The following is a 26,198-nucleotide window of genomic DNA, read 5'->3' as shown; positions in this document are numbered from 1 at the left end:
TGGGGTTGGGTGGGTACTTTCCCCGGTTCTTTCAAAGGTTCTTGAAAGCATTTTGCATCGTGTGGCATCGGGTCGCTGACAGCCGGGTCGCAGGTATCCGCGACCCGGTGCGACCAGTCACGGTACGAGGTCGAGCTCGGCCCAAACGGTCTTACGGGGTACGGGGCCTGACGCGACACCCCAGCGGTCGGCGAGCGCTTCGACGATCAGCAGACCGCGGCCGGACTCGGAGTCGGCGGCCGGGGCGGCGGGGGTGCCGGGACCGGGCGGAAGGCGGTCGCCACAGGTGTCGGTGACCTCGATCCGGAGCCGCTTGCCGTCGTCCTGGACGGCGAGATCCAGCCGGAAGTCCCTGCCCTGTACGCGGCCGTGGACCGTGGCGTTGGTGGCCAGCTCGGCGACGATCTGCGCGGCCGCCTCCGAGGGAAGCCCCCAGGAGGCCAGTTGGGCCGAGGCCAGCAGACGGGCGAGCCGGGCACCCCGGCGGGTGGGGGAGAGCAGCACGGCGAACTGCCGGGCAGGAGCGGAAGGTTCGGTTCGGGTGATTTCCAGATTCACGTGACTCAGCGTGGCCGGTACGTGCTTACGCTGAACAGAGCGATGCGTGTACGGACAGTGACTGTCCAGCTGATGTCCGGGCCTGTCCATCCGGTACGGCGTCGAGCGCGGGCATGGTGCGGACACGGTGAAGGCGGGTGTCGTATGGCGGACGGGGTCGGCAGGGACGGTACGACGGACGGCGCGGACGAGCCGGACCGGGACGTGGACCTGGAGGACGACTCGGGAGCGGTGATCGCTGCGGTCGGCCGGCAGGTCCGGCTCTGGCGCGAGGCGGCGGGGATGCGTGCGGCGGAGCTGGGCGCGGCGATCGGGTACGGCGAGAACCAGGTCTACAAGGTGGAGACCGGCAAGCGCATCCCGAAGCCGGAGTTCTTGGACAGGGCGGACGAGGTCCTGGGCGCGGGCGGGAAGTTGGCCGCGATGAAGAAGGACGTGGCGGAGGCCAGGTACCCGAAGAAGGTGCGGGACTTGGCGAAGCTGGAGGCGGACGCGGTCGAGCTCGGCGCGTATGCCAGTGCCGTGGTGCACGGGTTGCTCCAGACCGAGGAGTACTCGCGCTCGCTGTACGGGGGGCGGCGGCCCGCCTTCTCCGAGGACCAGGTCGAACACCTGGTGACCGCGCGGATGGCCCGGCAGTCGGTTTTCGAGCGGCAGCCCGCGCCGCTTCTGACGTTCGTCCAGGAAGAGGCGACGCTGAGGCGGCCGACCGGGGGCAGAATGGTGTTGCGTCGACAGCTCGAACACCTGCTGGAAATCAGTGCGTTGAGGCACGTCGAGATCCAGGTCATGCCGACGGAGACCGAGGAGCACGCGGGTCTGGACGGCTCGCACCAGGTGCTTAAGCTGAGCGACGGCACGGCTGTGGGGCACAACGAGGTCCAGCTCACCAGCCGTCTGATCAGCGACCCCAAGGAGGTCCAGATCCTTGAGATGCGGTACGGCCTGATCAGGTCGCAGGCGCTCACACCTCGGTTGTCGCGGACCTTCATCGAGAAACTGGCGGGAGAGACATGAGTGTCAAGCCCTCGGCCGGAGACCCTTCCGGGCTGACGTGGTTCAAGAGCAGCTACAGCACAGCCGACGGCCCCGAGTGCGTCGAGGTCGCGGCGGCCGTCAGCACGGTCCACGTCCGCGACTCCAAGAACGTGCCGGGCCCGCGGCTCGGCTTCACGCCCACCGCGTGGGCAGACTTCGTTATGTACGCGTCCAGGAGCTGACCGCCGAGCAGTCGCTCCCCGAGCCCGGTTGATCCGGGTTCGGGGCACGGTGCTGTCGCAGCGCCGCCGGCCGGATGAGGCACGGCAAAGGCTCCGGACCCGTGAGGTCCGGAGCCTTCGGCCGGGCACGCTGCCCGGGTGCGTCAGCGGTCCGACGTGACCGTGACCTTCTCGTCGTTCTTCAGCTGCTCCACCAGCTGCTTCACCTTGGTCTTGTCCCAGACCAGATTGCCGGCGCGGCTGCCCGAGATCGGCATGTTCATCGACTTGCCGTCACCACCCGTGACGCCCTTCATCGCGAAGAACATGTTGCCCAGGGACCACAGGGACATGTCCTTGTCGACGATCAGCGTGTCCAGGCCCGCGCCCATCGTCGGGTAGAGCTTGAACGGGTTGAGGACCGTGCCCGGCGTCGCCGTCTGACTGGCCAGCGCCGCGAGGAACTTCTGCTGGTTCTTCGTACGGTCCAGGTCGCTGCCCGCGAAGGCGTACCGCGTCCGTACGAAGGCCAGGGACTGCTCGCCGTCCAGCGTCTGCTTGCCCGCCTCGAAGTCCGCGCCCGACTTCTTGTCCTTGAAGGCCTTCGGGATGTCCATCTCCACGCCGCCGATGGCGTCCACGATGTTGGCGAAGCCGGCGAAGCCGATCTCGACGTAGTGGTTGATACGCAGGCCGGTGTTGTGCTCGACCGTGCGGACCAGGAGCTCGGGACCGTCCTCCGAGTACGCCGCGTTCAGCTTCACCCGCCGGCCCTCGGCCGGGAAGAGCTTGCCGGACTGCGAGCCCTTGAAGGACGGTATCTCCACGTCCGAGTCGCGCGGCAGCGAGATCAGGGTCGGGCCGTTCGAGCCGTCGTGCAGGATCATCATCGAGTCGGTCCGCTTGCCGTCGGCCGAGCCCGTGTGGAGCTTGCTCTTCTCGTCGGCCGACATGCCCTCACGGCTGTCCGAGCCCACGATCAGATAGTTCGTGCCCTCGCCCTCGCCCGGGCGCTCGATGACCTTGGCGAGGTCGACCTCGCGCTTGAGCTTGCCGTCGGCCCAGAAGTACGTGCCGATGGAGACCGCGAGCAGCACCACGACCAGGGTCAGCGAGCCGATCTTGAGGCGGCGGCGCCAGTCCGGAGCAGGGCCGGTGCGGGGCGGGCGGCCCGGCGGGGGGCCGCCCTGGCCGCCGCCCGGGGAGCCGTAGACCTGGCCCGTGTTGTAGTCGCTGTCGTAGGCCTGCTGGTCATAGCCTTCGTCGTACCCCCGCGACTGCTGCGGAGGGACTCCACCGTGCTGCGGTGCAGCCGGACGCTGCACATGGCGCATCACCTGCGCGCCCTCGGGCTGCGCACCGGCGCTGCCGCGGCCGTAACCGCGCCGTCCGTTGCCGTTGCCGCGGTCGTCGGACCATCCATCGGGCCAGTCATTCATGCCGACCAGTGTGCAGTCCGGGTGCCCGTGTCTTACAGGGAGGGTGGGAAATCGGACCAGGGCTGTTGCGAAGCTGATGCAATGCGGCCCGGCATATGGTGGAGGGCATGACAGATCAGGCCCAGCGCCCGGAGCCAGAGATTCCGGGCAAGCCCACCGCGGCGTCCCGTACCACCCTCAGCCACATCATGACCGGCAGTGACACCAATCTCCTCGGCACGGTGCACGGCGGCGTGATCATGAAACTGGTGGACGACGCGGCCGGTGCCGTTGCGGGCCGGCACTCCGGCGGGCCCGCGGTCACCGCCTCCATGGACGAGATGGTCTTCCTGGAGCCGGTACGGGTGGGTGATCTGGTTCACGTGAAGGCGCAGGTCAACTGGACCGGCCGGTCCTCGATGGAGGTCGGCGTACGGGTCCTGGCCGAACGCTGGAACGAGTCGACCCCCGCGCAGCAGGTCGGCAGCGCCTACCTCGTGTTCGCAGCCGTCGACGGGGACGGCAAGCCCCGTGCCGTACCGCCCGTGATCGTGGAGACCGAGCGCGACCAGCGCCGTCACCAGGAAGCGCAGATCCGGCGCACCCACCGGCTCGCCCGCCGGCGTGCGATCAAGGAGCTGCGGGAGAAGCGCGCCGCCGAGGGCATGGAGGCCTGACCCACCGCGGGGGCGGGGAGCCCACGGCCCCAGGGGGCAGGGGCCGGGGGATCAGGGATCAGGGGCCGGGGGCCCGAGCCCCTCGGCCCGGCCCCGGCCGAGCCCCTCGGCCCGGGCCAGGGGATCAGGGGCAGACCACCTGGTCGCCGGTGACCGCGCCGAACTCGCCCCGATACGGGTCCTCCGCGCGTACCGGCGTCACCTTCTTGAAGTCCGCCCCCGCCGTCACCCGCAGCGTCGATCCCTGCCCCTTCGCCACCCGCAGCTCGCACCCGGGCAGCGCGGCGGCGAGCGACTTCGCCGAGCGGTCCCAGCGTGGGTCGTATGTCACATAGGTGCGCCGTACCTCGCGGCTGTCGCCGGTCAGCGGGGCACGCGTGGTGTTGAAGCCGGTGGCGCGCAGCGCCGTGTCGACGCTCCTGCCCAGCCCGTCGGTGTGCGTGCCGTTGTAGACCTGCACCCGGATCTGCTGCGGCGACACCTCGACCAGCGACGCGTGCGGCCGCTGAGGCCGGTCCGGCCGGTGCAGGGCCAGCGGTTTGTCCTCACGCAGCATCTGGAAGAGCTTCTGCGACTTGACCGTGTCCCACTTCACCGTGGAGCCGACGCCCTTCACCGGATAGCTGAGGTCGCCGACCGGCACCGAGGTGAACTCCGACGAGGCGGGGGTGAAGTCCTGCATCGCCTTGCCGAGGGCGAGCATCTGCTCGGTGCCGAAGCCCTCGTCGGCCCGTACGGAGTTCAGCATCGTCGAGGTGACCTGCCGGAGCTTCACCGGGTTGAGCAGGACGCCGCTGCCGGCCGCCTGCTGGATGAGCCCCGCCAGGAACCGCTGCTGGCGCTGCATCCGGCCGAGGTCGGCCGCTCCGTCGATATGGCGCGAGCGCACATACTGCAGCGCCTGCCCGCCGTCCAGCCGGTGCGTGCCGGCGGGCAGGTCCAGGCCGGTGTGGGTGTCCTTCATCGTCCGGGCCGTGCAGATCTCCACCCCGCCCAGCGCGTCCACCGTCTTCATGAAGCTGGTGAAGTCGATCTCCAGATAGTGGTCGATCTTCACCTTGGTCATGTGCTCGACGGTGCGGACCGTCAGGCCCGGCCCGCCCTCCGCGTATGCCGCATTGATCTTCATCGGGTGGGGTCCGTGGTGCCGGCCGGTGGTGGCGTCGGTGTGCGCGGGGATCTCGGCGTAGCTGTCCCGCGGCAGGCTCACCACGCTGGCGCGCTCCAGGTCCTCCGAGATGTGCACGATCATGATCGTGTCCGTGCAGCGGCACGGCGCACCGCCGAGGCGGTACTTCTGCCGCTCCGCCGACGTGATCTTTTCGCGGCTGTCCGTGCCGACGACCAGCAGATTCATGCCGTGGCCCGCCTCGGGCCGGTTCTTCATGTCCTTGAACGGGTCGACCCGGCCGATCTTGGTGTCCAGGCTGGTCACCACCGCGTGCCCGATACCGCCTGCCGCCAGCACCAGGCAGGAGAGCGTCGTCACCATCCGCATTCCCCACCGGGGCCGCCGGACCGGAGGCCGTCGGGTCCTGCGCCGGGCGGCGGCGGAGGAGGTGGCGGCGGAGGTGGCGGGGCGGGGGTGGCGGGAGCGGGGCGGCGTGGGCACGGGAGGACACCTCCGCGGGTGAGGGGGGATCGTGAGCACAGTAGGCCCATACGATCTGCGACACCGTGCAGTGACCGGCCGCCGCGCGTCCGTATCCCCCGTTCGCGGTAACGTGGCGCCCGATGAACGCCACGCCCGCTGTCTCCGTGATCATGCCGGTCCTCAATGAGGAGCGGCACCTGCGCAACTCCGTCCGTCACATCCTGGAGCAGGAGTACGACGGCGAGATGGAGGTGGTGATCGCGCTCGGGCCGTCCACGGACCGCACCGACGAGATCGCCGCCGAGCTCGTACGGGAGGACTCGCGCGTCCACACCGTCCCGAACCCGACGGGCCGTACCCCGGCCGCGCTGAACGCCGCCATCAAGGCATCGCGTCACCCGATCGTTGTGCGCGTCGACGGCCACGGCATGCTGTCGGCCAACTACATCGCCACCGCGGTCCGGCTGCTCGAGGAGACGGGCGCGCAGAACGTCGGCGGCATCATGCACGCCGAGGGCGAGAACGCCTGGGAGGACGCGGTCGCCGCCGCGATGACCTCGAAGGTCGGTGTCGGCAACGCGGCCTTCCACACCGGTGGTGACGCGGCCCCGGCGGAAACCGTGTATCTGGGTGTCTTCCGGCGCGAGGCGCTGGAGCAGCAGGGCGGCTACAACGAGGAGTTCATCCGCGCCCAGGACTGGGAGCTGAACTTCCGTATCCGCGAGGCGGGTGGCCTGATCTGGTTCTCGCCGGAGCTCAAGGTCCAGTACCGGCCGCGGCCTTCCGTACGCGCACTCGCCAAGCAGTACAAGGACTACGGGCGCTGGCGCCATGTCGTCGCCCGCTACCACCAGGGCTCCATCAACCTGCGCTACCTCGCCCCGCCGACCGCGGTCTGCGCGATCGCGGCGGGCATCGTGGTGGGCGCGACGCTCACCCCGTGGGGCTTTGTCGTCCCGGCCGGCTATCTGGCCGCGATCACCGCCGGATCCGTTCCCGCGGGCAAGGGCCTGTCGCTCAAGGCGCGGCTGCAGATCCCCGTCGCGCTGGCCACGATGCACATGTCGTGGGGGTACGGATTCCTCACCAGCCCCCGCTCGCTGGCGAACAAGGTCATCGCGAGCCGCCGCCCGGCCGTGAAGGCGACTGTCTGACCCTCGTCCGAGGAGGTCTGACGAACCGACGGGAAGGGGCTCCGTACCGCTCGGTCGCGGTGCGGAGCCCCGTCGGACGGTTTCGAGCCGTCACCACACCCTGTCGGGCGGGGGGAAGCCGGGCACTACCAGCGGTACGGCTCGTACACGGGCATGCAGGCTTCATCGTCCGAGCCGTTGATGACGTCGGCGTTGTCGGGCAGGTCGCCCGCCTTGGGTGCTTCCTTCTTCGGATAGGTGGTGCCCTCGCGCCAGTCGGCACCGACGGTGAGCGTCATCTTTTCGACCTCACCGGAGGCCCGGAGCGAGCTGTCCGGCAGGCCGAGCGCCTTGGCCACGGAGAGCGCGTCCGACGTGCCCTGCGCCCCGCTGTCCCTGGGGTAGGAGAGCACGGTCTCCTTGAGCGGGTTGGCGGTCCGCGCAGCCTCGGCCAGGGTGAAGCCCTTGCCGCGCAGGGTGTCGGCGACAGCCCCGGCCCGGCCCTGGGCGGAGATCTGGCCGTCGCCCGCCGTGCCGTTGACGACGCTGACCGTGAGGGTGCCCGGCGCGGCGGCCGGCGGACCGGTCTTCTTCGGGGCGGGCTTCTCGGCGGCGTCCCCCGGCTTGCCGTTGGCGTCGAACGCGATGTCCTTGCGGAGCATCTGCCACAGTCTGTCGGCGTCCTTGTCGACGGCCACCAACTGGTCCTTGTTCCTGGAGTACTCGACCGTGGGCAGCGTCGTCATGGTGATGCGGTTGGTGGGCACGCTCTTGAGCTCCATGGCCAGATCGAAGAGCTTCTTGACCGAGTCGAGCCCGTCGGAGACCTGGAGCGCCTTGGTGCCGGTCTCGGCCAGGTCCATGATCCGGCCGGTGTCGGTGAAGGCGTTCTGCGCCTTGAGTTCCCGGAGCATCGAGTTCATGTACATGTGCTGAGCCTTGGCCCGGCCCTGGTCGTTGAAGAAGGCGTGCCGGGTGCGCAGCCACTGGAGCGCCTGCTTGCCCTTGATATTGGTCTCGCCGGCCTCGAGCCGCAGACCCGAACCGCCCTTGACCAACCTGGTCGGCCGGTCGTGGACGTTGTGCTCCACACACACCGGGACACCGCCGACCGCGTCGGCCATGCTCACCACACCGGCGAAGTCGACCATCATCCAGTGGTCGATGTAGATGCCGGTCAGCTTCTCCCAGGTGGTGAGGGTGCAGCCGGGGCCGCCGCGCGTCAGGGTCTCGTTGATGATGGCGTTGCCGGCGCGGAACGTCTCGCCGGTCTCCGAGTCCTTGCACTCCGGGATGTCGACCCGGGTGTCGCGCGGAATGCTGATCACCGAGGCGTTCTTGCGGTCGGCGGAGATGTGCACCAGCATCTGAACATCGGCCCGTGGCTTGGTGCCCACGGAGTCCCGGCTGCCGCCGAGGTCCACGTTCGCCTCGGAGTTCCGGCTGTCGGAGCCGATGAGAAGGATGTTGAGCGGGGTGTTCCCGGCCGCGTTGGGCTCGGGCTTCTTCACTCCGCTTTCGCCGCCGCTGCGTCCACCGCTGCGGATGTTGTTGTTGAGGTGCTGGATATAGAGGTAGCCGGCGCCGGCCGTCCCCAGTATCAGCAGGGACAGCACGGAGGCGACCCAGCGCAATATGCGCCGTTTGCCGCCTCTGCCCTGCTGGGTGCTTCGCCGTGGCCCGCCACGCCGGTGGCCTCCACCAGGAGCTTCGGCCTCTGCCGCAGCCCCGTCCGTGTCCGGCTCGGACGGACTGTCGTCCACGCCGAGTTCACGGGCATGCGGTACGCGTGACCGCGTCCCCTCCCCACGCACGCTGCTCTGTCCCACGCCAGGTCCCCCCCTGTCGATTCAGGCGCGCCCGGCCGCGTGTCTCCACGTCACTTGGCGCACACCTGTTTGTCGGCTCCGACCTTCTGGACACCCTCCGGCGCCTTCGCCGGACCGGTGATGGGCACCCCCGCGTCCTCGAAGTCGGCACCGAGGGTCAGCGTCATCGCCTGAAGTCCCTCGGCGTCCTTGGTGCCCCGCTTGAGAGCCGCGGCCGGCAGACCCATCATGTCCGCGAGTTTGCGGGCCTGATCGGCCTGGTTCGGCGCGTACTCCAGTGTGGTCTTGGCGATCTGCTGCGGGGCGTTGCTCTTGTTGCTGGACTTGAAGACGCCCATCTCGTTCTGCAGCCAGCTGATGGTGGACTGCGCGGCGCCCCGGGTGTCGCTGCCGTTGTACACGTCCACGCGTACGGCCGAGGCATCGGCGCGTGGCCCCTTCAGCAGCGCGGCCTGCGCGTTCTTCGCGTCCTGTTCCTTCTGCTTCACCTCGGTGAGCGAGGTGTCGTTCTGAATCATCGCGAACAGCGGCTTGGCCTTGGCCTCGTTGAGCAGCACGGTCGCCTTGTCGGTGTTGTCGACCACCGGAACCGTGGTGAAGGTGATGTTCTTCGGGTTCACCTTGGCCAGCTCCATGCCGAGATCACGCAGCCTGGAGATCTTGCCTATGCCGCTGTCGACTGTGAGCGCCTTGGTGGCGGCCTCCGCGAGGTCCCACATCTTCCCCGGGTCGGAGAGGGTGTCGCTGGACTTCATCTTGCGGATCAGAGAGCTGAGGAACTGCTGCTGGATCTCGATCCGGCTCAGGTCGCCGCCGAAGCCCACCGAGTGACGGGTCCGGACGAACGCCAGCGCATCCTCGCCCTCGAGATTGTGCTTGCCCGCCGGAAGGTTGAGCTTGGAGTCCTTGTCGTTGATGTCCTTGGCGAGGCACACCTCGACCCCGCCGACCGCGGAGGTCATCGTCTTGACCGCGTTGAAGTCGGCCATCATGAAGTGGTCGACGGTCACGCCGGTCAGCTGCTTGACCGTACGCATGGTGCAGCCGGGGTCGCGGCCCTCCTGGCCGAGGCTCTCGTTGAACCGGGTCCTCTGCGTGCCGCCGATGACCTTTGTGCCGTCCTCGGTCTTGGTCTCGCAGTCCGGGATGTCGGTGATCAGGTCGCGCGGGATGGACACCGCGGTCGCGTTCGTCCGGTCCTTGGAGACATGGAAGAGGAACGTGGTGTCGGCATGGCCGGCGCTGCCGGAGTCGCCGTAGCCCTCGTTGCCCGCGCCGCTGCGCTTGTCCGTACCGATGACCAGGATGTTCACCGCCTGGTCCTTCTTGAAGCCACCGCTGCCCGCGCCCCCGACGTCGACCGTGTTCAGGTTCGAGTCGAAGTGCTGATAGATCGCGTACACGGCGACGGCACCGGCGACGAGGATGAAGGACATCACGCCGCCCGTCCACATGAGCGCTTTCTTCTTGCCCGACTTGGCCGGCTTGCGCTTGCGGCGGCCTGCCGTGGGGGGCGTCGTACCCCCCGGGCCGCTGCCCGACGCACCGCCCGAGGCGTTGTCCGAGCGGCGCGAACGCTGGCTCGGGACTTCGCGGCCGCGGGCCGGCTCCTTGCCACCCGGGGCCTGGCTCCCGGGGGCGTTCTTGCTCCGGCGCGTGGTGGACCTGGAGGGGGTGGCTCTCGAGGAGGATGACTGCGGTGCGGATTGTTCCAGTCGCAGTTCGTAATTGCCGGTCTGCGGGTTGAGTACCCACTGGTCGGCGGGGTCGATCTCGTCCGCCCGCCCACGGCTTTGCGCATCCACGGTTTCTTGAGTCCTCCGTCGGTGCCACGCGAGGCGCCTCCCCCCGAAGGGCGCTCGGTCTATCGGTACAGCAGTGCGTGACCCATGGTTCGTACGCACGGATCGCGTCACACTATCTGCCCTGTTCAGCGTCGAGCGACGTCCGTGACAAATTCCACGGCCCTTACACCGGGCAATCCGCCCAATCTTCTTGGACTGCCGACTCCGGCTTGGCCATTGCTTTACTCGCACATGCCTTCAGCGGCATTCGTGCCGGAGAACGTCGGCGTCGGAGTCGGGCTCGCGGGGCCGGAGTCGTCCGGCTTCCCGTCCCTCGAGCCCGGATTCGTCGACGGCTCCGGGGCCGCGCTCCCGCCCACTTCCTTCTCGTCTTCCTTCTCGTCCGCCGGGACGATCGCGAGGGGCGCATCCTCTCGCAGAGCCTTGAAGAGCAGGCTCGCCTCCGGCTCGATGAGTTCGTCCCGGTTCGCATCGACGCGGTATGGCTGGCGCGGAACCGTCAGGAATTGAACCTTTTCAGTTGGTACGTTACGGACCGCGCGGGTCAGCTCGTACAGATCCTTCAGCGAGTTCAGCCCCGGGTCCGTGGTGATCGACTTGGTCGCCGCGTCCAGTACCGGAAAGAGCCGGGCCGGATTGAGCAGTACGCCGTTGCTCTGCACCTTCTTCACCAGCGCGCCGAGGAATTGCTGCTGCCGGTCCATGCGGTCGGTGTCGCTGCCGTTGCCGAGTGACTTGCGGGCCCGTACGTAACCGAGAGCCTCCTCGCCGCCGAGCGTCTGCTTGCCCGCGGCGAGGTTCAGATGCGCGGCCTTGTCATTGATCGGCTCCTTCAGGCAGACCTCGACCCCGTCCACCGCGTTGACCATGTCCTTGAAGCCGCTGAAGTCCATCACCATGTGGTGGTCGATACGGATGCTGGTGAACCGCTCGACGGTACGGACCGTGCAGGCGGTGCCGCCGAGCTCATAGGCCGAGTTGAACTGCGCGAACTGTTCCCGGGTGCGGGTGCCGTCGGACGTGCCGCAGCTCGGGACGGTGACCATCAGGTCGCGCGGGATGGACATCGCCGTCGCGCTCTGCCGGTCGGCGGCGATATGCAGCAGGATCGTGGTGTCGGACCGCTGACTGCCGGGCTTGTCCCGGCCGTACTTGCTGTTGCCCTTGCCGGAGCGGGTGTCGGAGCCGAGGAGCAGGATGTTCTGCGCATCGGTGACGACGGGGACGGGGCGCTCCTTCTCGTATGTCTCGAGCTCGGCGGCGGCGGTGATGTCCGTGGTGATGTTGGAGTCGAGCTTGCGGTAGAACCACCATCCGGCACCGGCGGCGGCGAGGACGACGACAGAGGTTCCCAGGGCGGCCCAACGCAGCACGTGACGCTTCGGTTGGGGAACCGCTGCCCCGGCCCGGGGGGCGTCCCCGTTCCCCTCACCGGCCCCGCCTTCGGCCCTGTCGTCGGCGTCGGTGCTCCCGGCACGCTCCGAGGCGGCGGTCTCGTCCGGCCCGGGCCCGGACGTTTTGGCCTGCGGCTCGTCGTCGGCCGGGCTGGCCGGTTCGGCGGGCGTGCCAGCACTGTCCGTCACGTGTGCGTCCATCCTTCATGGCGTCGGCGGCGCGCTGGGTCGCCGATCGCAGGACTAGACGGCTGAACCTCGCGCATGGTTGTGCGTGGAAGCACGGGTATCGCCGATCATGTACCGGAGTTGGGACTCGGGCCCGCGGGCTCGGCCCGAGTGTGCGCCACATGGGTGGACTGTCAGACCCTGGTCATACCGAGGTGTTGGTGACGCGCTCGGCCTCGACCCGCTTGTCGAGGCCTTCCTGGGACAGCTCCCCGAGATTTCGGCACAGCACCACGGACCCGCCGGCCGCGAGCGGTGCGAAGAGCCCAGCGGACAGCCCTTCCCAGGAATCGTAGGCACGACCCGACAGGAGCCGCGACCCCGGAGCAAGGCCCAGCCCGGCCGCATCCGCGCGGGCACGCTCGACCAGCTGGGCGCCCGTGAGCTCCGTACCGCCCACGGTCAGCGCGGGAGCGTCCGGGTCCACCGGTGCGTACGGCGCGAAACGGTCGCCCTGGCCCGGTACCTCCACCGCGTAGTCCGCGAAACCGGCGGGCGGCTGCGGGAAGCGGCCGCCCAGGGGACGCAGCGCGAGAGCCACCCTCTCCCCTGAACAGGCGCGCGCGGCTTCCAGCGTGTCCGGGCCGCTGACGACGAGATCGGCATCCGCCGGGTCGCCATCCACCTCGACGGTCACACCGACCGAGGAGCAGGCGAGCAGCCAGACCGCACTCTGCCAGTGGGCGGGAAGCAGCAGAGCGAGCCGGTCCCCGGGCGCGGCGGCAAGATCGCCCTGGAGCAGATTCGCCGTCTTGGCCACCCAATTGGCGAAGGTGGCGACGGACAATTCGACACGCTCACCGGTGGCGTCGTCGTAGAAGGTGACCAAGGGGCGCGCCGGGTCCGCGGCGAGTGCGGATTGCAGCAGGTCGGCAGGGGTACGGTCGCTGGCGTTCACCCGCACAAGCGTACGCGGCAGGGCGTCGGACAGGCCGCCGTACCAGTGACGCGGTCCACCGGTCGGACCGATGGGCCGCCGCTTTCCCGGCAAGCGAAGTCGCCGGGCCCGGCTCAGGATCGGGGCCATGCGTGGATTCCTAGCTTCTTCGATCGGCGTCGCGTGTTCCGCCGCGCTCGTACTCCCGCTCTCGCTGACCTCAGGCGCGGTCGCCATGCCCTCTCGGCCGCCCGTTGTGCCCGGCTCCACCCAATCTCTGCCATTGGAGGCCGCCGGAGGGGCGGCATCGAACCGGTCCCTCGGTCCGGCCGCGGAAAAGGGGCTGGCCGAGCGGGACGTCAGGCCGTTCTCACTGGTGGGCGTCGTCTGGGACGACGCGAGCGCCGAACTGCACGGCACCGTCCAGATCCGCACCCGGGCAGCCGGCACCCACGACTGGTCCGGGTGGCAGGACGTGGAGACCCACAACCAGGATCATGCCCCCGAACAAGGCACCTCGGAGAGCGAGTCGGGGACGGTACGCGGTGCCACCGCGCCGCTCTGGGTCGGCGAATCGGACGGCGTGGAGGTTCGCGTACGACCGGAAGCGGGTGAGGATACGCCGCTGCCCGAAGGGATGCGGCTCGAACTCGTCGACCCCGGCGAGGAGGCCGAGGAGGCCGGGGAGGCCGAGGAGGCCGGGGAACCGCGGGCGGGCACGCAGGGTGCCGGGGAGGTGCCGGCGACGGGGGCGGAGTCGGGCAAGGAACTCCCGGCCCTGACCGCTGCGGAGACGGAGGCGCAGGCACTGGACGGGAGAGGGGAGGTGAAGGAGGCCGAGACGGAGGTGCAGGCACTGGACGAGAGAGGGGAGGCGGAGGGGGCCGAGACAGAGGCGGAGGTTGATGCGGCACCGGCACCGGCACCCGCCGCGAAGCCGTACATCGGACCGCGCCCGGGCATCACCACCCGCAAGGGGTGGGGCGCCAGCGAGTCGCTGCGAGAGAAGGGCTTCGTCTACACGAAGAAGGTGAAAGCCGCATTTGTGCACCACACCGCCACCGGCAACAACTACTCCTGTGAGCAGGTGCCCTCAGTCCTTCGCGGTATCTACCGCTACCACGTCAAGAGCCTGGGCTGGCGCGATATCGGCTACAACTTCGCCGTCGACAAGTGCGGGAACATCTACGAAGGGCGCGCGGGAGGCGTGGCCAGAGCGGTGCTCGGCGCGCACACCCTGGGTTTCAACACCAACAGCATGGGCATTGCCGTGCTCGGCACCTTCAGTTACTCCAAGCCGCCCGCGGCGGCCGTGACCGCGATTGCCCGCCTGACCGCCTGGAAGCTCGGACTGTTCGGCGCCAACCCGCGCGGCAAGGTGGTGCTGACATCGGGAGGAAGCGGTAAGTACGCGAAGGGCAGGAAGGTCAAGCTCAACGTCATCTCGGGGCACCGGGACGGATTCTCCACGGAATGCCCGGGAGGCCGCCTCTACCGCAAGCTCGGCACCGCCCGCAAAGCCTCGGCCGCGTACCAGGGCCGCTGACCGGCAACGGAGCGAACCCCACTGCATACACTGGCCGGTCTCGAACGAGTGAGCACCCCGGCCCCGGCAGGAAGCAGAGACGACAAGGTGACAGAAGCGATCCTTCTGGTCGGAGGCAAGGGCACCCGGCTGCGTCCACTCACGGTCAATACGCCGAAGCCGATGGTCCCTGCGGCGGGTGTTCCCTTCCTCACGCATCAGCTGGCGCGGGCACGGGCGGCGGGTGTCGAGCACATCGTGCTCGCGACGTCGTACCTGGCGGAGGTCTTCGAGCCGTACTTCGGCGACGGGTCTGCGCTCGGTCTCCATCTCGAGTACGTCACCGAGGAGGAGCCGCTCGGCACGGGCGGGGCGATACGCAATGTCGCCTCCCGGCTGCGCTCGGGCCCCGACGACCCGGTCCTGATCTTCAACGGGGACATCCTGACCGGCCTGGACATCGAGGCGCTCGTCGCCACCCACCGGTCGTCGGGCGCGGACGTCTCGCTGCATCTGACCCGGGTCGAGGACCCCAGGGCCTTCGGCCTCGTCCCGACGGATGCCGACGGGCGCGTGCAGGCCTTCCTCGAAAAGCCCCAGAGCCCCGAGGAGATCGTCACCGACCAGATCAACGCGGGGGCGTATGTCTTCCGCCGCTCGGTCATCGACACGATCCCGGCGGACCGCCCGGTCTCGGTGGAACGCGAAACCTTTCCCGACCTGCTGGCATCCGGAGCCCACCTCCAGGGCATGGTCGACTCCACCTACTGGCTGGACCTCGGCACCCCGCAGGCCTTCGTCCGCGGCTCGGCCGACCTGGTCATGGGCCGTGCCCCGTCCCCGGCGGTCCCGGGCCGCTGCGGCGACCGCCTGGTCCTGCCCTCGGCGTCGGTGGCGTCCGACGCAAAACTGACCGGAGGCACGGTCATCGGCCGCGGCGCGGTGATCGGCGCGGGCGCCCGCATCGACGGAAGCGCGATCCTGGAGGGCGCGACCGTGGAAGCGGGAGCGGTGATCTCCGCCTCCCTGATCGGCGCGGGAGCGCGCATCGGAGCGCGTACGACCCTGTCGGGCGTGGTGATCGGCGACGGCGCGTCGGTGGGCGCGGACAACGAACTGTGCGAGGGCGCCCGCGTATGGTGCGACGCGACCCTCCCCCCGGCGTCGGTCCGCTTCTCCTCGGACCAGTAGCGGTCTCCTCGGACCCGTAGCGATTTCGGGAAGGGGCGGGGTGCGGGAACCGACACACCGCCTACCCTCGTAGGGCGACCCCGATCCCGAGGACCCCCGTGGCAGGACGTTTCAGCCCCCGCCCCACCCGCACCACCGTGCGTGGCGGTCACACCGCCGTACCCACAGGCGTCCCGGCACAGGCGCAGGCGCAGGCCCGCCCCGGCTCACTGCACCGGCGCTGGGCACCACCCGGCCCCCTCGATCTCGGACTCGTACTCGGCCCGCTCCGCCGCGGACCTGCCGATCCCACCTTCCGCACGAGCCCGGACGGGTCCGTCTGGCGCGCCAGCCGTACTCCCGACGGACCCGGCACGCTCCGCGTGGCGCTGCGCACCGGCACCGCCGATGCCGAGGCGTGGGGCCCCGGCGCCGACTGGCTCCTGGAGCACCTCCCCGCCCTGCTCGGCGAGGCGGACGACCCCGCCGCCTTCACCCCCCGCCACCGCCTGCTCGCCGCCTCCCAGCACCGCAGCCCGGGGCTCCGCCTGACCCGCACCGGCCTGGTCCTCGAGTCCCTGATCCCCTCGATCCTGGAGCAGAAGGTCACCACGGACGAGGCGTACCGCGCCTGGCGGCTGCTCGTACGGAAGTACGGCGAGCCCGCCCCCGGGCCCGACATGCGCCTGCATGTGATGCCCGACGCCCGCACCTGGGCGCTGATCCCGTCATGGGAGTGGCACCGCGCCGGCGTGGACTCGAAGCGGTCCTCGACAATCCTGCGCGCGGTCCGGGTTGCCCGCCGGCTCGAGGAAGCCGCGGCCATGCAGCCCGAACAGGCTGCCGCCCGGCTGGAGTTGATCCCCGGCATCGGCCCCTGGACCTCGGCCGAGACGGTCCAGCGCAGCAACGGCGCCCCCGACGCCGTCACCGTCGGCGATATCCATCTGCCGCGCATCGTCGGCTACGCCCTGGCGGGCGACCGCAACGCCGACGACGCGGCGATGCTGGAACTCCTCGCCCCCTACGCGGGCCAGCGCCACCGCGCCGCCCGCCTCATCCTCCTCAGCGGCCGCACCCCACCGCGCCGCGAGCCGAAGATGCCACGCGTCGACATCGGCACGCTCTGACGGACGAGTCGGCCGGCGGAGCCGCACAGCGGACCGGCGGACGACCGCACCGGACGAGCGGACCGGCGGACGACCGCACCGGACGAGCGGACCGGAGGCCGACCGCACCGGCCGGCCCGCAGGCAGGCGGCGCCGCGGTCAGCCGTCAGCGCACCTCGACGAAGGCGGAAGCCGACCGCACCGGCCGTTCCTTCGGCGTCCCGGCCGCGTGCCCCACGGCCACCGCGCCCATGGGGTCCCACCCGCCCGGCAGCCCCAGTACGTCCCGTACGACCTCGCGGCAGAACATCGTCGACGACACCCACGCCGAGCCGAGCCGCTCGCCCGCCAGCGCCACCAGGAAGTTCTGCACCCCCGCGCCCGCCGCCACCACGAACATCTCGCGCTCGGCGGTATCGCGCCGAGGGTCCCCGTAGTGGTGCGAGCCGTCCATCACCAGGCACGGCACGACCAGGTACGGCGCCCTGCGCAGCACGTCCCCGCGCCGCACCCGCTTGGCGATGGACTCCTCCGACTTGCCGTCGGCCCGCAGATCCGCGATCCACGCGTCCCGCATCGCGTCGAGCAGTCCGGTGCGCGCCTCGGCGGACTCCAGCAGCACAAAGCGCCACGGCGTCGTGTGATGCGGCGCCGGAGCCGTCACCGCGGCCGCGACCGCGCGCCGTACCGCACCGCCGTCCACCGGCTCGTCGGTGAACTCGCGCACTGTGCGGCGCAGAGTCACCGCTTCCCGTACCGCCTCGGAGGTTCCCAGCCGGAACATGTCGTCGGCCGCGCTCCGCACCATCGCCCGCGCGCCCTCGGCGGAATCGGCCACCACATGGGACAGGCCACGGACCACCGCGACCGGCAGCCCCTCCGTTTTGCCCTTTACCAGGTCACCGGCGGCAGCCAGTTCGTCCGCGGTGGCCACGACGGTCGCACTCAGCGGATTGCCGTGCGCGTCCGTTCCGCCGCGCAGATCGTCCAGCACCCGTACCCCGGCCGCGCCGATGGCGACATCGGTCAGCCCGTTGCGCCAGGGCCGCCCGGAGGTGTCGGTGACGATCACGCCGACATCGACGCCGAGGGTGTCCCGCAGCCCGTCGCGGATCGCCCGCGCCGAAGCATCGGGATCGGAAGGCAGCAACAGCACTGTCCCGGCAGGGGTGTTGGAGGCGTCCACCCCGGCAGCGGCCATCACCAGGCCCTGCCGGTTCTCGACGATGCGAAGGGTGCCGCGGCGCGCCACCACCCGTACCGTCTCCGCGTCGATGGCCGTCTCGCGGTCGGTTGCCTCCACGATCCGTCCCTCGGCCTTGCTCACGATCTTCGAGGTGACGAGCAGGACATCGCCGTCCACCAGTCCGGGCGATGCGGCGGCGATCAGCTTGGCCAGGTCGTCGCCCGGCCGGACCTCGCCGAGGCCGGGCAGCGCCCAGACCCGGTACGACGGCGAGGTCACGCCCGTACCTCCTCGGCCAGTTCCAGCGCCTGACGCACCATCTCGGCGGTCGCGTCCACGTCGCTCATCAGCAGTGGTACGGCACGGCAGCGGATCCCCGCCCCCTCGACGTCCGCCACCGCGCCCGCGTCGACCGTGTCGACCAGCCAGCCGTCGAGCAGCCCCGAGCCGTAGTGCCGGGCGACGGCCGCGGCGGTCGCCTCCACACCCACCGCCGCCAGGACCTTGTCGGCCATGCCGCGCACGGGCGCGTCCCCGACGATGGGGGACAGGCCCACGACCGGGACGCCCGCGTCGGCGATGGCTTCGCGGATGCCGGGCACCGCGAGGATCGTGCCGACGCTGACGACGGGATTGGACGGCGGGAAGAGGATGACGTCCGCGGAGGCGATGGCCTCCAGCACTCCGGGCGCGGGCTTGGCCTGGTCCGCGCCGACGGGGACGACGGCCTCGGCGGCCACCGACGCCCGCAGCTTCACCCAGTACTCCTGGAAGTGGATCACCTTGCGCTCGCCGTCCACCTCGACGGCGACGTGTGTCTCGACGCGGTCGTCGGACATCGGCAGCAGCCGCACGCCGGGGTTCCAGCGCGCGCAGAGCGCCTCGGTGACGGCGCTGAGCGGGTAGCCCGCGGCGAGCATCTGCGTACGGACGATGTGGGTGGCGAAGTCGCGGTCGCCGAGCCCGAACCACTCGGGACCGACGCCGTACGCCGCGAGCTCGCTCTTGACCTGGAAGGTTTCGTCCGTACGCCCCCAGCCCTGCTCCTCGTTGATGCCACCGCCGAGGGTGTACATCACCGTGTCGAGGTCGGGGCAGACCTTGAGGCCGAACAGATGGATGTCGTCACCGGTGTTGCCGATCACCGTGACGTCCGCGTCGGGCGCGGCCTGCTTGAGGCCGCGGAGGAAACGGGCGCCGCCGATGCCGCCGGCCAGAACCACAATGCGCATGAACAGCAGTCTGTCAGGCGTGTACGACATCCCGGTCGGCCGGGGAGCACTGTGCGCTGTGCATCGGCATCTCGGTCAGACCCGGGTAGTAGATGTGCAGGCTGACGGCAGGTTCGAACGAATCGTTGACAACCTCGTGCACATAGCCGGGCGCGAACACCCGCTGCGCGCCGGCGGCCAGGGAGCGCGACGACCGGTCGGTGCGCTCGGTCAACTCTCCCTCGAGGACGGTCAGCACACCCGAGGACAGGCCGTGGTCGTGCAGCCCGCTGCCCTGCCCCGGGATCCAGGACAGCAGCCACACCTCGTAGCCGGGGCCGGTGCGCAGCCGGTGGTACCAGCGGGTGGTGGTGTCGTACTGGACGAGATGGGCCCACTGCGCACGGTCGTCGGCGAGGGAGCGGGCGAGGCCGGCGAAGTCGGCGACGGTGGCCGGGTGCTCGGGGGCGGGCTGGAGAAGGTGCTGTACGGCGAGGATGTCGCCGGCGATCTGGAGGTCGCTGTCGCTGTTCATGGGTGCGGTGGTTCCTCGGCAGAGACGGTGCAGTGCTGGGGGAGGGTGTCGCAGGACATGCGGTGCATGCGCGGATGAGCTGCATGCGGTGGGGAAGCCGGAGCGCTAGGGCATCAACAGCTGGAACAGCAACAGCGCGCCTGGACAGCGCTGCGGAACCCACGGATGTGGGTCGCGATGAGCGCTGAGGTCACTGGCATGGAACCAAAGGTGACCGGTGGGACGTCCCACTGTCAACCCAATGACCGATTTGGCGGTAATGTTTCACCTCATCCGGTTAATGCGGGCGGAGAAAGGTTTGTGCAGGCCTGACCGCGGAGACATGGCGCAGCAACCGTGCTCGCAAACGCCGTTACGGCCCCGTGATCGGACTGTGATCCGGATCGCTTCATTGGCTCGATCGCAACAAGGTCGAACTCTGCGACGTCTTCCCTGTAGGGGAAGTGGAGAGCGGAGTGCGGAGCAGGCCACTGGCATGTGTCAGGTTTTTGGTGATTTGAACACTTTCCGCATAGCCTTGGTTCCGCAGAGTGAATACCGGGCCCAATAGCAGATCTCAGCTTGACTGGCCTGTATCCACACACTTGTAATTTCACTCGTGTCGTTCGGCCGGAACGGATAACGGCGACATCACGGGGACGCATAAGACAGACGAGGGGCGCACATGACCGAGCTGTTCGAACAACTGCTGGTCGAGGACGCGGACGAGGAACTCGGCTGGCAGGAGCGCGCGTTGTGCGCCCAGACCGATCCCGAGTCCTTCTTCCCCGAGAAGGGCGGTTCCACCCGCGAGGCCAAGAAGGTCTGCCTCGCCTGCGAAGTCCGCTCCGAATGCCTCGAGTACGCCCTCGCCAACGACGAGCGATTCGGCATCTGGGGCGGCCTGTCCGAACGCGAACGCCGCCGGCTGAAGAAGGCCGCCGTCTGAAAACCGACGCGATAACCGAACCGACATCCGAACTGCCGCGCGAGCCTCTGTGCGAGTCCGTGCGGGACCGCATGGCCGAAGCCCGGCCAAACGCCACAAGCCTGTACGTAAAGCACGGTCCGTCGCCTGCATCCTGTCCGCAGCCGGCGGACCGTTCTTGTTCCCGCCCGTCGCCCCACCGCCGGACCGCCGCCCCCCACCGAGACGCTTCGCGCCACAGCGCTTTTTCCTACCGTTAGTGTGGGGCCCCGTCCGAGACGCTCCAACGCCCCTACGGGGCGACCCCCCGGCCGGAGGGCCCGTACCTCAATGTCCGCCACCACAGCCGCGTTTGTTCCCGCACACCCGCCAGAGTTCCCGCGGCATGTCGTCACCGCCGTGCTCGTCTCCCACGACGGTGCACGCTGGCTCCCCGACGTCCTCGCCGGGCTGCTCGGCCAGGAACGCCCCGTACAGAACGTCGTCGCCGCCGACACCGGCAGCGCCGACGACTCCGCGCGGCTGGTCACCGAGGCGCTCGGCGCCGAACGCGTACTGCATCTCGCCCGCCGCACCGGCTTCGGCACCGCCGTCGACGAGGCCGTCCGCACCGCCGGCGTCCTCACCCCCGACGACCTGCCCTACCTGAAGCGGCCCAGCGGCTGGGACCCGGTCAGCAGGAGCTGGCGCGACGACGCCTACGACATGCCCGAGCTGCCCCACGGCGAGCCCGTGCAGTGGCTGTGGCTCCTCCACGACGACAGCGCACCCGAACCCGGCGCCCTCGCCGAGCTGCTGCGCGTCGCCGACTCCGACGAGTACGCCGCCGTCGTCGGACCCAAACTCCGCGGCTGGTACGACCGCAAGCAGCTCCTCGAAGCAGGCGTCTCCATCGCCAACAGCGGACGCCGCTGGACCGGACTCGACCGGCGCGAACAGGACCAGGGACAGCACGACCAGATCCGCTCCGTCCTGTCCGTCTCCTCCGCCGGCATGCTCCTCCGCCGCGACGTCTTCGAGCAGCTCGGCGGCTTCGACCGGCGGCTGCCCCTCATGCGCGACGACGTCGACCTGTGCTGGCGTGCCCACGCCGCCGGTCACCGCGTCCTCGTCGCCCCCGACGCCGTCATGCGGCACGCCGAAGCCGCCGCACGCGAACGCCGCACCGTCGACTGCGCGGGACGCTCCATCGCCAACCCGCACCGCGTCGACAAAGCCGGCGCCGTCTACACCCTCCTCACCAACGCGCGCGGCGCGGCCCTCCCGTACGTACTCCTGCGCATCGTCCTCGGCACCCTGATGCGCACCCTCGCCTATCTCGTCGGCAAAGCACCCAGCCAGGCCGTCGACGAGGTCATGGGACTCTTCGGCACCCTGCTGCGCCCCGAGCGGATCATCGCCGGCCGCCGCAGACGAGCCAGACAAGGCGGCGCCGTCGAAGCGAGCGAACTGCGCCCGCTCTTCCCGCCGCCCGGCGCGACCGTCAGAGCCACCGTCGAACAGCTCGCAGGCAGCCTCGGCAGCCGCTCCGACGCCGACACCGGAGGCTCGCGGCACGGCGCCGTGGAAACAGGACCCGGCGGCGACGACGCGGACTTCCTCGAGATCGAGCAGTTCGCGCGGCTGAAAAAGATCGCCCGCAAGCCCGGCCCCGTGCTGTTCGCCGTGCTGCTGATCGTCTCCCTCGTCGCCTGCCGCTCACTGTTCGGCGGCGGATCGCTGGCCGGCGGCGCCCTGCTGCCCGCACCCGCCGATGTCTCCGACCTCTGGGCGCGCTACGCCGACAGCTGGCACCCCGTCGGCACCGGCGGCACCCAGACCGCGCCTCCCTACCTCGCCGTCCTGGCAGCCCTGTCCGCACTGTTCCTCGGCTCCACCGGTTTCGCGCTCACCGTGCTGCTCGTCTGTTCGGTGCCGCTCGCCGGACTCACCGCGTACTTCGCCTCCCGCCCCATCGTCGAATCCCGGCTGCTGCGGGCCTGGGCGAGCATCGCGTACGCATTCCTGCCCGCCGCGACCGGCGCACTGGCCACCGGGCGGATCGGCACCGCCGTACTGGCGATCCTGCTGCCGCTCATCGCCCGCGCGGGCGTCGCCGCACACGGACTCCGCGGCGGCTCCGGCAGCGGCAGCGCGCGCGGCAGCTGGCGAGCCACCTGGGCGTACGCCCTGCTGCTCACCCTCTGCATGGCCTTCACGCCCATCGTGTGGCCGATCGCGCTCGTCCTCGGCCTCGGCGTCCTCGTCCTGCGCCGCCAGGACATCACCGCCTACGCGCTGCGCTTCCTCGCCGCCGTCGGCACCCCGCTCCTGGTGCTCGCGCCCTGGTCGCTGACGCTGCTCACCGGTCCGTCCGGATTCCTCCGCGAAGCGGGACTCGCCTTCGGCACCGGATCGGCGTCCGCGCTCGACCTCCTCGGCATGAGCCCCGGCGGCCCCAAGACCGCCGGCGGAATCCTGCTCATCGGCATCGTGCTGGCGGCACTCGCCGCCCTGCTGCGTGACGAGCGGCAGTTCGCGATCCGTGCCGCCTGGGCCGTCGCCCTCATCGCACTGATCTTCGCGGCACTCGCCAACGGCTCCGGATGGGCAGGCCCCGCCACCCTCGTCTACGGCATCGCGCTGCTCGCCGCCGCCGTCCTCGGCGCCGAAGGCGGCCGCACCCGCGTCGCCGCCCAGAACTTCGGCTGGCGCCAGCCCGTCGCCGTACTCATCGCCCTTGCCGCCGGCCTCGCCCCGCTGCTCGCCGCCGGCAACTGGATGCTCAGCGGTGCCGCCGGCCCGCTCGAGCGACGCGACCCCGTACAGGTGCCCGCCTTTGTCGCGGAAGAGAGCGACACCCGCGACCAGCCCCGCACCCTCGTCCTCGGGGGCGCTTCTGCCGCCAAGGTCTCCTACACCCTCGTTCGCGGCTCCGGCAGCCGTCTGGGCGACGCCGAACTGACCGAGGCGGCCGGCAGCGACACCCGCCTCGACAAGATCGTCGCCAATCTGGTCGCGGGCTCCGGCGCCGACCAGACCAGCCAGCTCAGCGGCTTCGCCATCCGCTACGTACTCGTACGCGACGGAGCACCCCGCCAGACCAGCCGCGTCCTCGACGCCACCCCCGGCCTGAACCGGATGAGCCAGCTCGACGGCAGCTCCCTGTGGAGCGTCGACCGGCAGGTCGCCCGGGCGACCATCGTCACCGGCAAGAACGACCCGCTTCCGGTCGCGTCCGACGCGGTCGAAGCCCACGCGAAGATCCCCGCCGGGGAATCCGGGCGCGTACTGCGCATCGCGGACCGGGCGGAGGAAGGCTGGCAGGCCACACTCGACGGCCGCGCACTGACGAAGACCGTCGTCGACGGCTGGGCGCAGGGCTTCGAACTCCCCGCCGAGGGCGGCCGACTGGACCTCACGTACAACGACCCGGCCACCCACACGGCCTGGATCTGGGGCCAGGGCGTGCTCGCGCTGGTACTGCTGGTGCTCGCCCTGCCGGGCCGCAGGCGGGAGATCGACGACGACCTGCCGGAGGAGGAGATCGCCGTCCCCGCGCAAGCGATGGAGGGCGAGGGGCGCAGGGCCCGCAGGCTCCGCGCGCAGGCGGAAGCGGACGCGGAAGCGGTGGCCGGGGCGGAATCCGCTGCCGATCCGGCCGGGGCGGCGCAGGCCTTCCCGGACCCGTACGCCCAACTCCCGGCGGAACAGGGCCCTTTCGCCCAGCAGCAGGGCGAGCAGCAGCCGTCGCCGTACGCGGCGGTGCCCCGGCAGCAGCAGTACGGCGAATGGGACGCCCAGGGCTACCCGGACGCCGGATACGCCGCTCCTGCCCCGTACGGCAACGAGCAGCAGTACCAGGGCCCGGACCAGGGCGCTCAGTACGGCGGTGAGCAGCAGTACGGCGCCGATCAGTACCAGCAACAGCAGCCCTACCAGGCCGATCCGTACCAGGCAGCGCCCTACGGGGACGGCCAGTACCAGGAGGGCCAGTACCAGCAGGGGCAGTACGACCCCTACGCCTACGGACAGCAGACCGACCGGCCCTACGCCGACGGCAGCGAGCCCGAGCAGCACCCCGACCCGAACGGCAACCAGGCCCCGGGCCAGGGGCAGTGGCCGACCGGCAACCCATCGCGAGGCGAGTCAGAGTGAAGCGCACAACCATCTCCCTGATCGCGGTCACCACCGCCCTCGCCGCGGTCACCGCCGTCGCCACGCTCACCGCGCCGGAGGGCGGTGCCACGGCGGAGGCGAAGGCCCCGGCGCGCCTGCCCGTCGAACGTTCCAGCCTGCTCTGCCCGGCGCCCAGCAGCTCCGAGCTCGCCGAGACCGAGTACACCTCGTTCACCCCGGTGGGGGACGCCGGTGAAGCGAAGGACGACGCGAAGAACGGCACGGCCGAACTGAAGCCGTCGTCCTCCGTCACGTTGGCCGACCCGGACACCGAGCTGAAGAAGGACGATCCGAAGGACGACACGAAGAACGGCACGAAGAAGGACGACGAGGCGAAGGGCGCGAAGAAGCCGGGCCGGGACAAGGCGCTGCTCGCGCTGAAGGAGCCGGGCAAGCCCGTCGCGGCCACGGCGAGCGGCGGCGACGCCCCCGCCCTCGTCGGCACCGCCACCGGTCGTCTCGCCCCCGGCTGGGCCGCCCAGCAGACCACCACGGTCACGGCGGGCGGCGGCGCCGGACTGCTCGGCGTCAGCTGTACCGCGCCCGACACCGACTTCTGGTTCCCCGGTGCCTCCACCGCCAAGGAGCGCCAGGACTACGTCCACCTCACCAACCCGGACGACACCGCGGCCGTCGCCGACATCGAGCTGTACGGCAAGGACGGCACCCTCAAGACCACGCTGGTCGACGGCGTCACGGTCCCCGCCGGATCCAGCGTCCCCGTCCTGCTCTCCACGCTGACCTCCGCCGAGCCCGCCGCGGACTTGACCGTCCATGTCACGACCCTGACGGGCCGCGTGGGCGCGGTGGTGCGGGCCGCCGACGACGAGCGGGGCAGCGACTGGCTGACCCGCTCGGCCGACCCGTCGGGCACCGCGGTACTGCCCGGCATCCCGGCGGACGCCACCTCGGTGCAGCTGGTCGCCTTCGCGCCCGGCGAGGCCGACGCCGACCTGAAGATCCAACTCGCCGGCCCGGGCGGCCGGATCACGCCGGCCGGACACGAGACGCTGCACGTCAAGTCGGGCATGACCGCGAGCGTCGACCTGGCGGACGTCACCAAGGGCGAGGCCGGGTCCCTGATCCTCAGCCCGGCCCAGAGCGGCCGCGCGACCCCGGTGGTGGCGGCGCTGCGCGTCGTGCGCGGCAAGGGCGACGAGCAGGAGATGGCCTTCATTCCGGCGACGGCTCCGGTGGGTGCGCGGGCGACCGCGGCCGACAACCGGGCCAAGGGGGCGATCCTCTCCCTGACCGCGCCGGGCGCCGCCGCCCGGGTCAAGGTCACCGCATCGGCGGGCACGGAGGCGGGCGCCCAGGTCGTCAAGACGTACACGCTCAAGGCCGGGACCACGCTGGCGGTCACCCCGCCGGTGCCGTCCGGACTGAAGGGCTCGTACGCGCTGACCGTGGAGACGGAGTCGGGCGGCCCGGTGCACGCGTCGCGCACGCTCACGCTGCCGGAGGACGGCATCCCGATGTTCACGGTGCAGACGCTGCCGGACGACCGGGGGACGGTGGCGGTGCCCGAGGCGGAGCAGGACCTGTCCGTACTCGACGACTGAGCCGTACCCGAAGACTGAGACGCCGGCCGGCGTCGCGGTCGTGGGCCGACGACCCTCGTCCGTCGGCCCCGGGCCCCGTTCGGCTTTCGAGGGTCCTCGTGCGGCCGCCCAGGGTCGTCGTCC

20 protein-coding genes are annotated in these 26,198 nt (G+C 70.5%); 10 read left to right on the top strand and 10 right to left on the bottom strand.

Annotated features, from left to right (window positions below; translation table 11 throughout):
* Nucleotides 1-117: 117 nt before the first annotated feature.
* Nucleotides 118-558 (bottom strand): ATP-binding protein, encoded by a 441-nt coding sequence (locus tag OG883_RS27480; protein WP_108149065.1) that lies wholly within the window; start codon nucleotides 556-558, stop codon nucleotides 118-120.
* 144 nt (nucleotides 559-702) lie between these two features.
* On the opposite strand from OG883_RS27480, the gene OG883_RS27475 reads away from it, so the two are divergent.
* The gene (locus OG883_RS27475) at nucleotides 703-1,575 is read left to right on the top strand and encodes a helix-turn-helix transcriptional regulator (protein WP_266545958.1); all 873 of its coding nucleotides are present in this window, start codon (nucleotides 703-705) and stop codon (nucleotides 1,573-1,575) included.
* Complete coding sequence (locus OG883_RS27470) at nucleotides 1,572-1,778, top strand: DUF397 domain-containing protein (RefSeq protein ID WP_266545956.1); 207 nt, start codon at nucleotides 1,572-1,574, stop codon at nucleotides 1,776-1,778. Before OG883_RS27475 ends, OG883_RS27470 begins: the two co-directional genes overlap by 4 nt.
* Before the next feature lie 143 nt (nucleotides 1,779-1,921).
* Here the strand turns inward: OG883_RS27470 and OG883_RS27465 are convergent, their stop codons facing one another.
* Nucleotides 1,922-3,196 (bottom strand): LCP family protein, encoded by a 1,275-nt coding sequence (locus OG883_RS27465; RefSeq protein WP_266545953.1) that lies wholly within the window; start codon nucleotides 3,194-3,196, stop codon nucleotides 1,922-1,924.
* Nucleotides 3,197-3,303: 107 nt separating this feature from the next.
* On the opposite strand from OG883_RS27465, the gene OG883_RS27460 reads away from it, so the two are divergent.
* Nucleotides 3,304-3,852 carry an acyl-CoA thioesterase gene (locus tag OG883_RS27460; protein WP_266545951.1) on the top strand — a complete coding sequence of 183 codons (549 nt, stop codon included), beginning with the start codon at nucleotides 3,304-3,306 and terminating at the stop codon, nucleotides 3,850-3,852.
* Between the two features lie 124 nt (nucleotides 3,853-3,976).
* On the opposite strand, the gene OG883_RS27455 is transcribed toward OG883_RS27460, so the two are convergent.
* Nucleotides 3,977-5,350 carry an LCP family protein gene (locus tag OG883_RS27455; RefSeq protein ID WP_323181028.1) on the bottom strand — a complete coding sequence of 458 codons (1,374 nt, stop codon included), beginning with the start codon at nucleotides 5,348-5,350 and terminating at the stop codon, nucleotides 3,977-3,979.
* Between the two features lie 236 nt (nucleotides 5,351-5,586).
* On the opposite strand from OG883_RS27455, the gene OG883_RS27450 reads away from it, so the two are divergent.
* Nucleotides 5,587-6,600 carry a glycosyltransferase family 2 protein gene (locus OG883_RS27450; protein WP_266545945.1) on the top strand — a complete coding sequence of 338 codons (1,014 nt, stop codon included), beginning with the start codon at nucleotides 5,587-5,589 and terminating at the stop codon, nucleotides 6,598-6,600.
* 125 nt (nucleotides 6,601-6,725) lie between these two features.
* On the opposite strand, the gene OG883_RS27445 is transcribed toward OG883_RS27450, so the two are convergent.
* From OG883_RS27445 to OG883_RS27430, 4 genes are all read right to left on the bottom strand, one after another.
* A complete protein-coding gene (locus OG883_RS27445; protein WP_266549492.1) occupies nucleotides 6,726-8,216 on the bottom strand; it encodes an LCP family protein in 1,491 nt (496 codons plus the stop codon).
* Between the two features lie 242 nt (nucleotides 8,217-8,458).
* Nucleotides 8,459-10,213, bottom strand: a complete 1,755-nt coding sequence (locus OG883_RS27440; protein ID WP_266545942.1) for an LCP family protein — start codon at nucleotides 10,211-10,213, stop codon at nucleotides 8,459-8,461.
* 221 nt (nucleotides 10,214-10,434) lie between these two features.
* On the bottom strand, nucleotides 10,435-11,808 hold the full coding sequence (locus tag OG883_RS27435; protein ID WP_266545940.1) for an LCP family protein: 1,374 nt from the start codon (nucleotides 11,806-11,808) through the stop codon (nucleotides 10,435-10,437).
* A 172-nt stretch (nucleotides 11,809-11,980) separates the two neighbouring features.
* Complete coding sequence (locus tag OG883_RS27430; RefSeq protein ID WP_266545938.1) at nucleotides 11,981-12,733, bottom strand: TIGR03089 family protein; 753 nt, start codon at nucleotides 12,731-12,733, stop codon at nucleotides 11,981-11,983.
* A 127-nt stretch (nucleotides 12,734-12,860) separates the two neighbouring features.
* On the opposite strand from OG883_RS27430, the gene OG883_RS27425 reads away from it, so the two are divergent.
* From OG883_RS27425 to OG883_RS27415, 3 genes are all read left to right on the top strand, one after another.
* Nucleotides 12,861-14,258: a peptidoglycan recognition protein gene (locus tag OG883_RS27425; RefSeq protein ID WP_266545936.1), complete on the top strand. Its 1,398-nt coding sequence runs from the start codon at nucleotides 12,861-12,863 to the stop codon at nucleotides 14,256-14,258.
* Nucleotides 14,259-14,345: 87 nt separating this feature from the next.
* Nucleotides 14,346-15,428, top strand: coding sequence for an NDP-sugar synthase (locus OG883_RS27420; protein ID WP_266545933.1), 1,083 nt, complete (start codon nucleotides 14,346-14,348; stop codon nucleotides 15,426-15,428).
* A gap of 98 nt (nucleotides 15,429-15,526) precedes the next feature.
* The gene (locus OG883_RS27415) at nucleotides 15,527-16,537 is read left to right on the top strand and encodes a DNA-3-methyladenine glycosylase (protein WP_266545930.1); all 1,011 of its coding nucleotides are present in this window, start codon (nucleotides 15,527-15,529) and stop codon (nucleotides 16,535-16,537) included.
* 145 nt (nucleotides 16,538-16,682) lie between these two features.
* On the opposite strand, the gene OG883_RS27410 is transcribed toward OG883_RS27415, so the two are convergent.
* The 3 genes from OG883_RS27410 to OG883_RS27400 are packed head-to-tail and all read right to left on the bottom strand — an operon-like array spanning nucleotide 16,683 to nucleotide 19,448.
* A complete protein-coding gene (locus OG883_RS27410; protein ID WP_266545927.1) occupies nucleotides 16,683-17,981 on the bottom strand; it encodes a coenzyme F420-0:L-glutamate ligase in 1,299 nt (432 codons plus the stop codon).
* The gene (cofD, locus tag OG883_RS27405; protein WP_266545924.1) at nucleotides 17,978-18,934 is read right to left on the bottom strand and encodes a 2-phospho-L-lactate transferase; all 957 of its coding nucleotides are present in this window, start codon (nucleotides 18,932-18,934) and stop codon (nucleotides 17,978-17,980) included. The genes OG883_RS27410 and cofD overlap by 4 nt, the downstream gene beginning before the upstream one ends.
* Nucleotides 18,935-18,947: 13 nt before the next feature.
* Nucleotides 18,948-19,448: a cysteine dioxygenase family protein gene (locus tag OG883_RS27400; protein ID WP_266545922.1), complete on the bottom strand. Its 501-nt coding sequence runs from the start codon at nucleotides 19,446-19,448 to the stop codon at nucleotides 18,948-18,950.
* A 664-nt stretch (nucleotides 19,449-20,112) separates the two neighbouring features.
* Here OG883_RS27400 and OG883_RS27395 point away from each other — a divergent pair.
* From OG883_RS27395 to OG883_RS27385, 3 genes are all read left to right on the top strand, one after another.
* The gene (locus OG883_RS27395) at nucleotides 20,113-20,376 is read left to right on the top strand and encodes a WhiB family transcriptional regulator (RefSeq protein WP_023541320.1); all 264 of its coding nucleotides are present in this window, start codon (nucleotides 20,113-20,115) and stop codon (nucleotides 20,374-20,376) included.
* A gap of 309 nt (nucleotides 20,377-20,685) precedes the next feature.
* Nucleotides 20,686-24,492: a glycosyltransferase family 2 protein gene (locus tag OG883_RS27390; protein WP_266545920.1), complete on the top strand. Its 3,807-nt coding sequence runs from the start codon at nucleotides 20,686-20,688 to the stop codon at nucleotides 24,490-24,492.
* Nucleotides 24,489-26,075: a DUF5719 family protein gene (locus OG883_RS27385; protein WP_266545918.1), complete on the top strand. Its 1,587-nt coding sequence runs from the start codon at nucleotides 24,489-24,491 to the stop codon at nucleotides 26,073-26,075. Before OG883_RS27390 ends, OG883_RS27385 begins: the two co-directional genes overlap by 4 nt.
* Nucleotides 26,076-26,198 lie beyond the last annotated feature (123 nt).

The organism is Streptomyces sp. NBC_01142, assembly GCF_026341125.1.
In the GTDB taxonomy this organism is placed as follows: domain Bacteria; phylum Actinomycetota; class Actinomycetes; order Streptomycetales; family Streptomycetaceae; genus Streptomyces.
This window is presented reverse-complemented; position numbering and strand designations above follow the sequence as displayed.

What these genes read in the sequence shown, in the direction of transcription:
- OG883_RS27475 (WP_266545958.1), top strand. Translation starts at nt 703, where the DNA reads ATGGCGGACGGGGTCGGCAGGGACGGTACGACGGACGGCGCGGACGAG.
- OG883_RS27470 (WP_266545956.1), top strand. Translation starts at nt 1,572, where the DNA reads ATGAGTGTCAAGCCCTCGGCCGGAGACCCTTCCGGGCTGACGTGGTTC.
- OG883_RS27465 (WP_266545953.1), bottom strand. Translation starts at nt 3,196, where the DNA reads ATGAATGACTGGCCCGATGGATGGTCCGACGACCGCGGCAACGGCAAC.
- OG883_RS27460 (WP_266545951.1), top strand. Translation starts at nt 3,304, where the DNA reads ATGACAGATCAGGCCCAGCGCCCGGAGCCAGAGATTCCGGGCAAGCCC.
- OG883_RS27455 (WP_323181028.1), bottom strand. Translation starts at nt 5,350, where the DNA reads ATGCGGATGGTGACGACGCTCTCCTGCCTGGTGCTGGCGGCAGGCGGT.
- OG883_RS27450 (WP_266545945.1), top strand. Translation starts at nt 5,587, where the DNA reads ATGAACGCCACGCCCGCTGTCTCCGTGATCATGCCGGTCCTCAATGAG.
- OG883_RS27435 (WP_266545940.1), bottom strand. Translation starts at nt 11,808, where the DNA reads ATGGACGCACACGTGACGGACAGTGCTGGCACGCCCGCCGAACCGGCC.
- OG883_RS27425 (WP_266545936.1), top strand. Translation starts at nt 12,861, where the DNA reads ATGCGTGGATTCCTAGCTTCTTCGATCGGCGTCGCGTGTTCCGCCGCG.
- cofD (WP_266545924.1), bottom strand. Translation starts at nt 18,934, where the DNA reads ATGCGCATTGTGGTTCTGGCCGGCGGCATCGGCGGCGCCCGTTTCCTC.
- OG883_RS27400 (WP_266545922.1), bottom strand. Translation starts at nt 19,448, where the DNA reads ATGAACAGCGACAGCGACCTCCAGATCGCCGGCGACATCCTCGCCGTA.
- OG883_RS27395 (WP_023541320.1), top strand. Translation starts at nt 20,113, where the DNA reads ATGACCGAGCTGTTCGAACAACTGCTGGTCGAGGACGCGGACGAGGAA.
- OG883_RS27390 (WP_266545920.1), top strand. Translation starts at nt 20,686, where the DNA reads ATGTCCGCCACCACAGCCGCGTTTGTTCCCGCACACCCGCCAGAGTTC.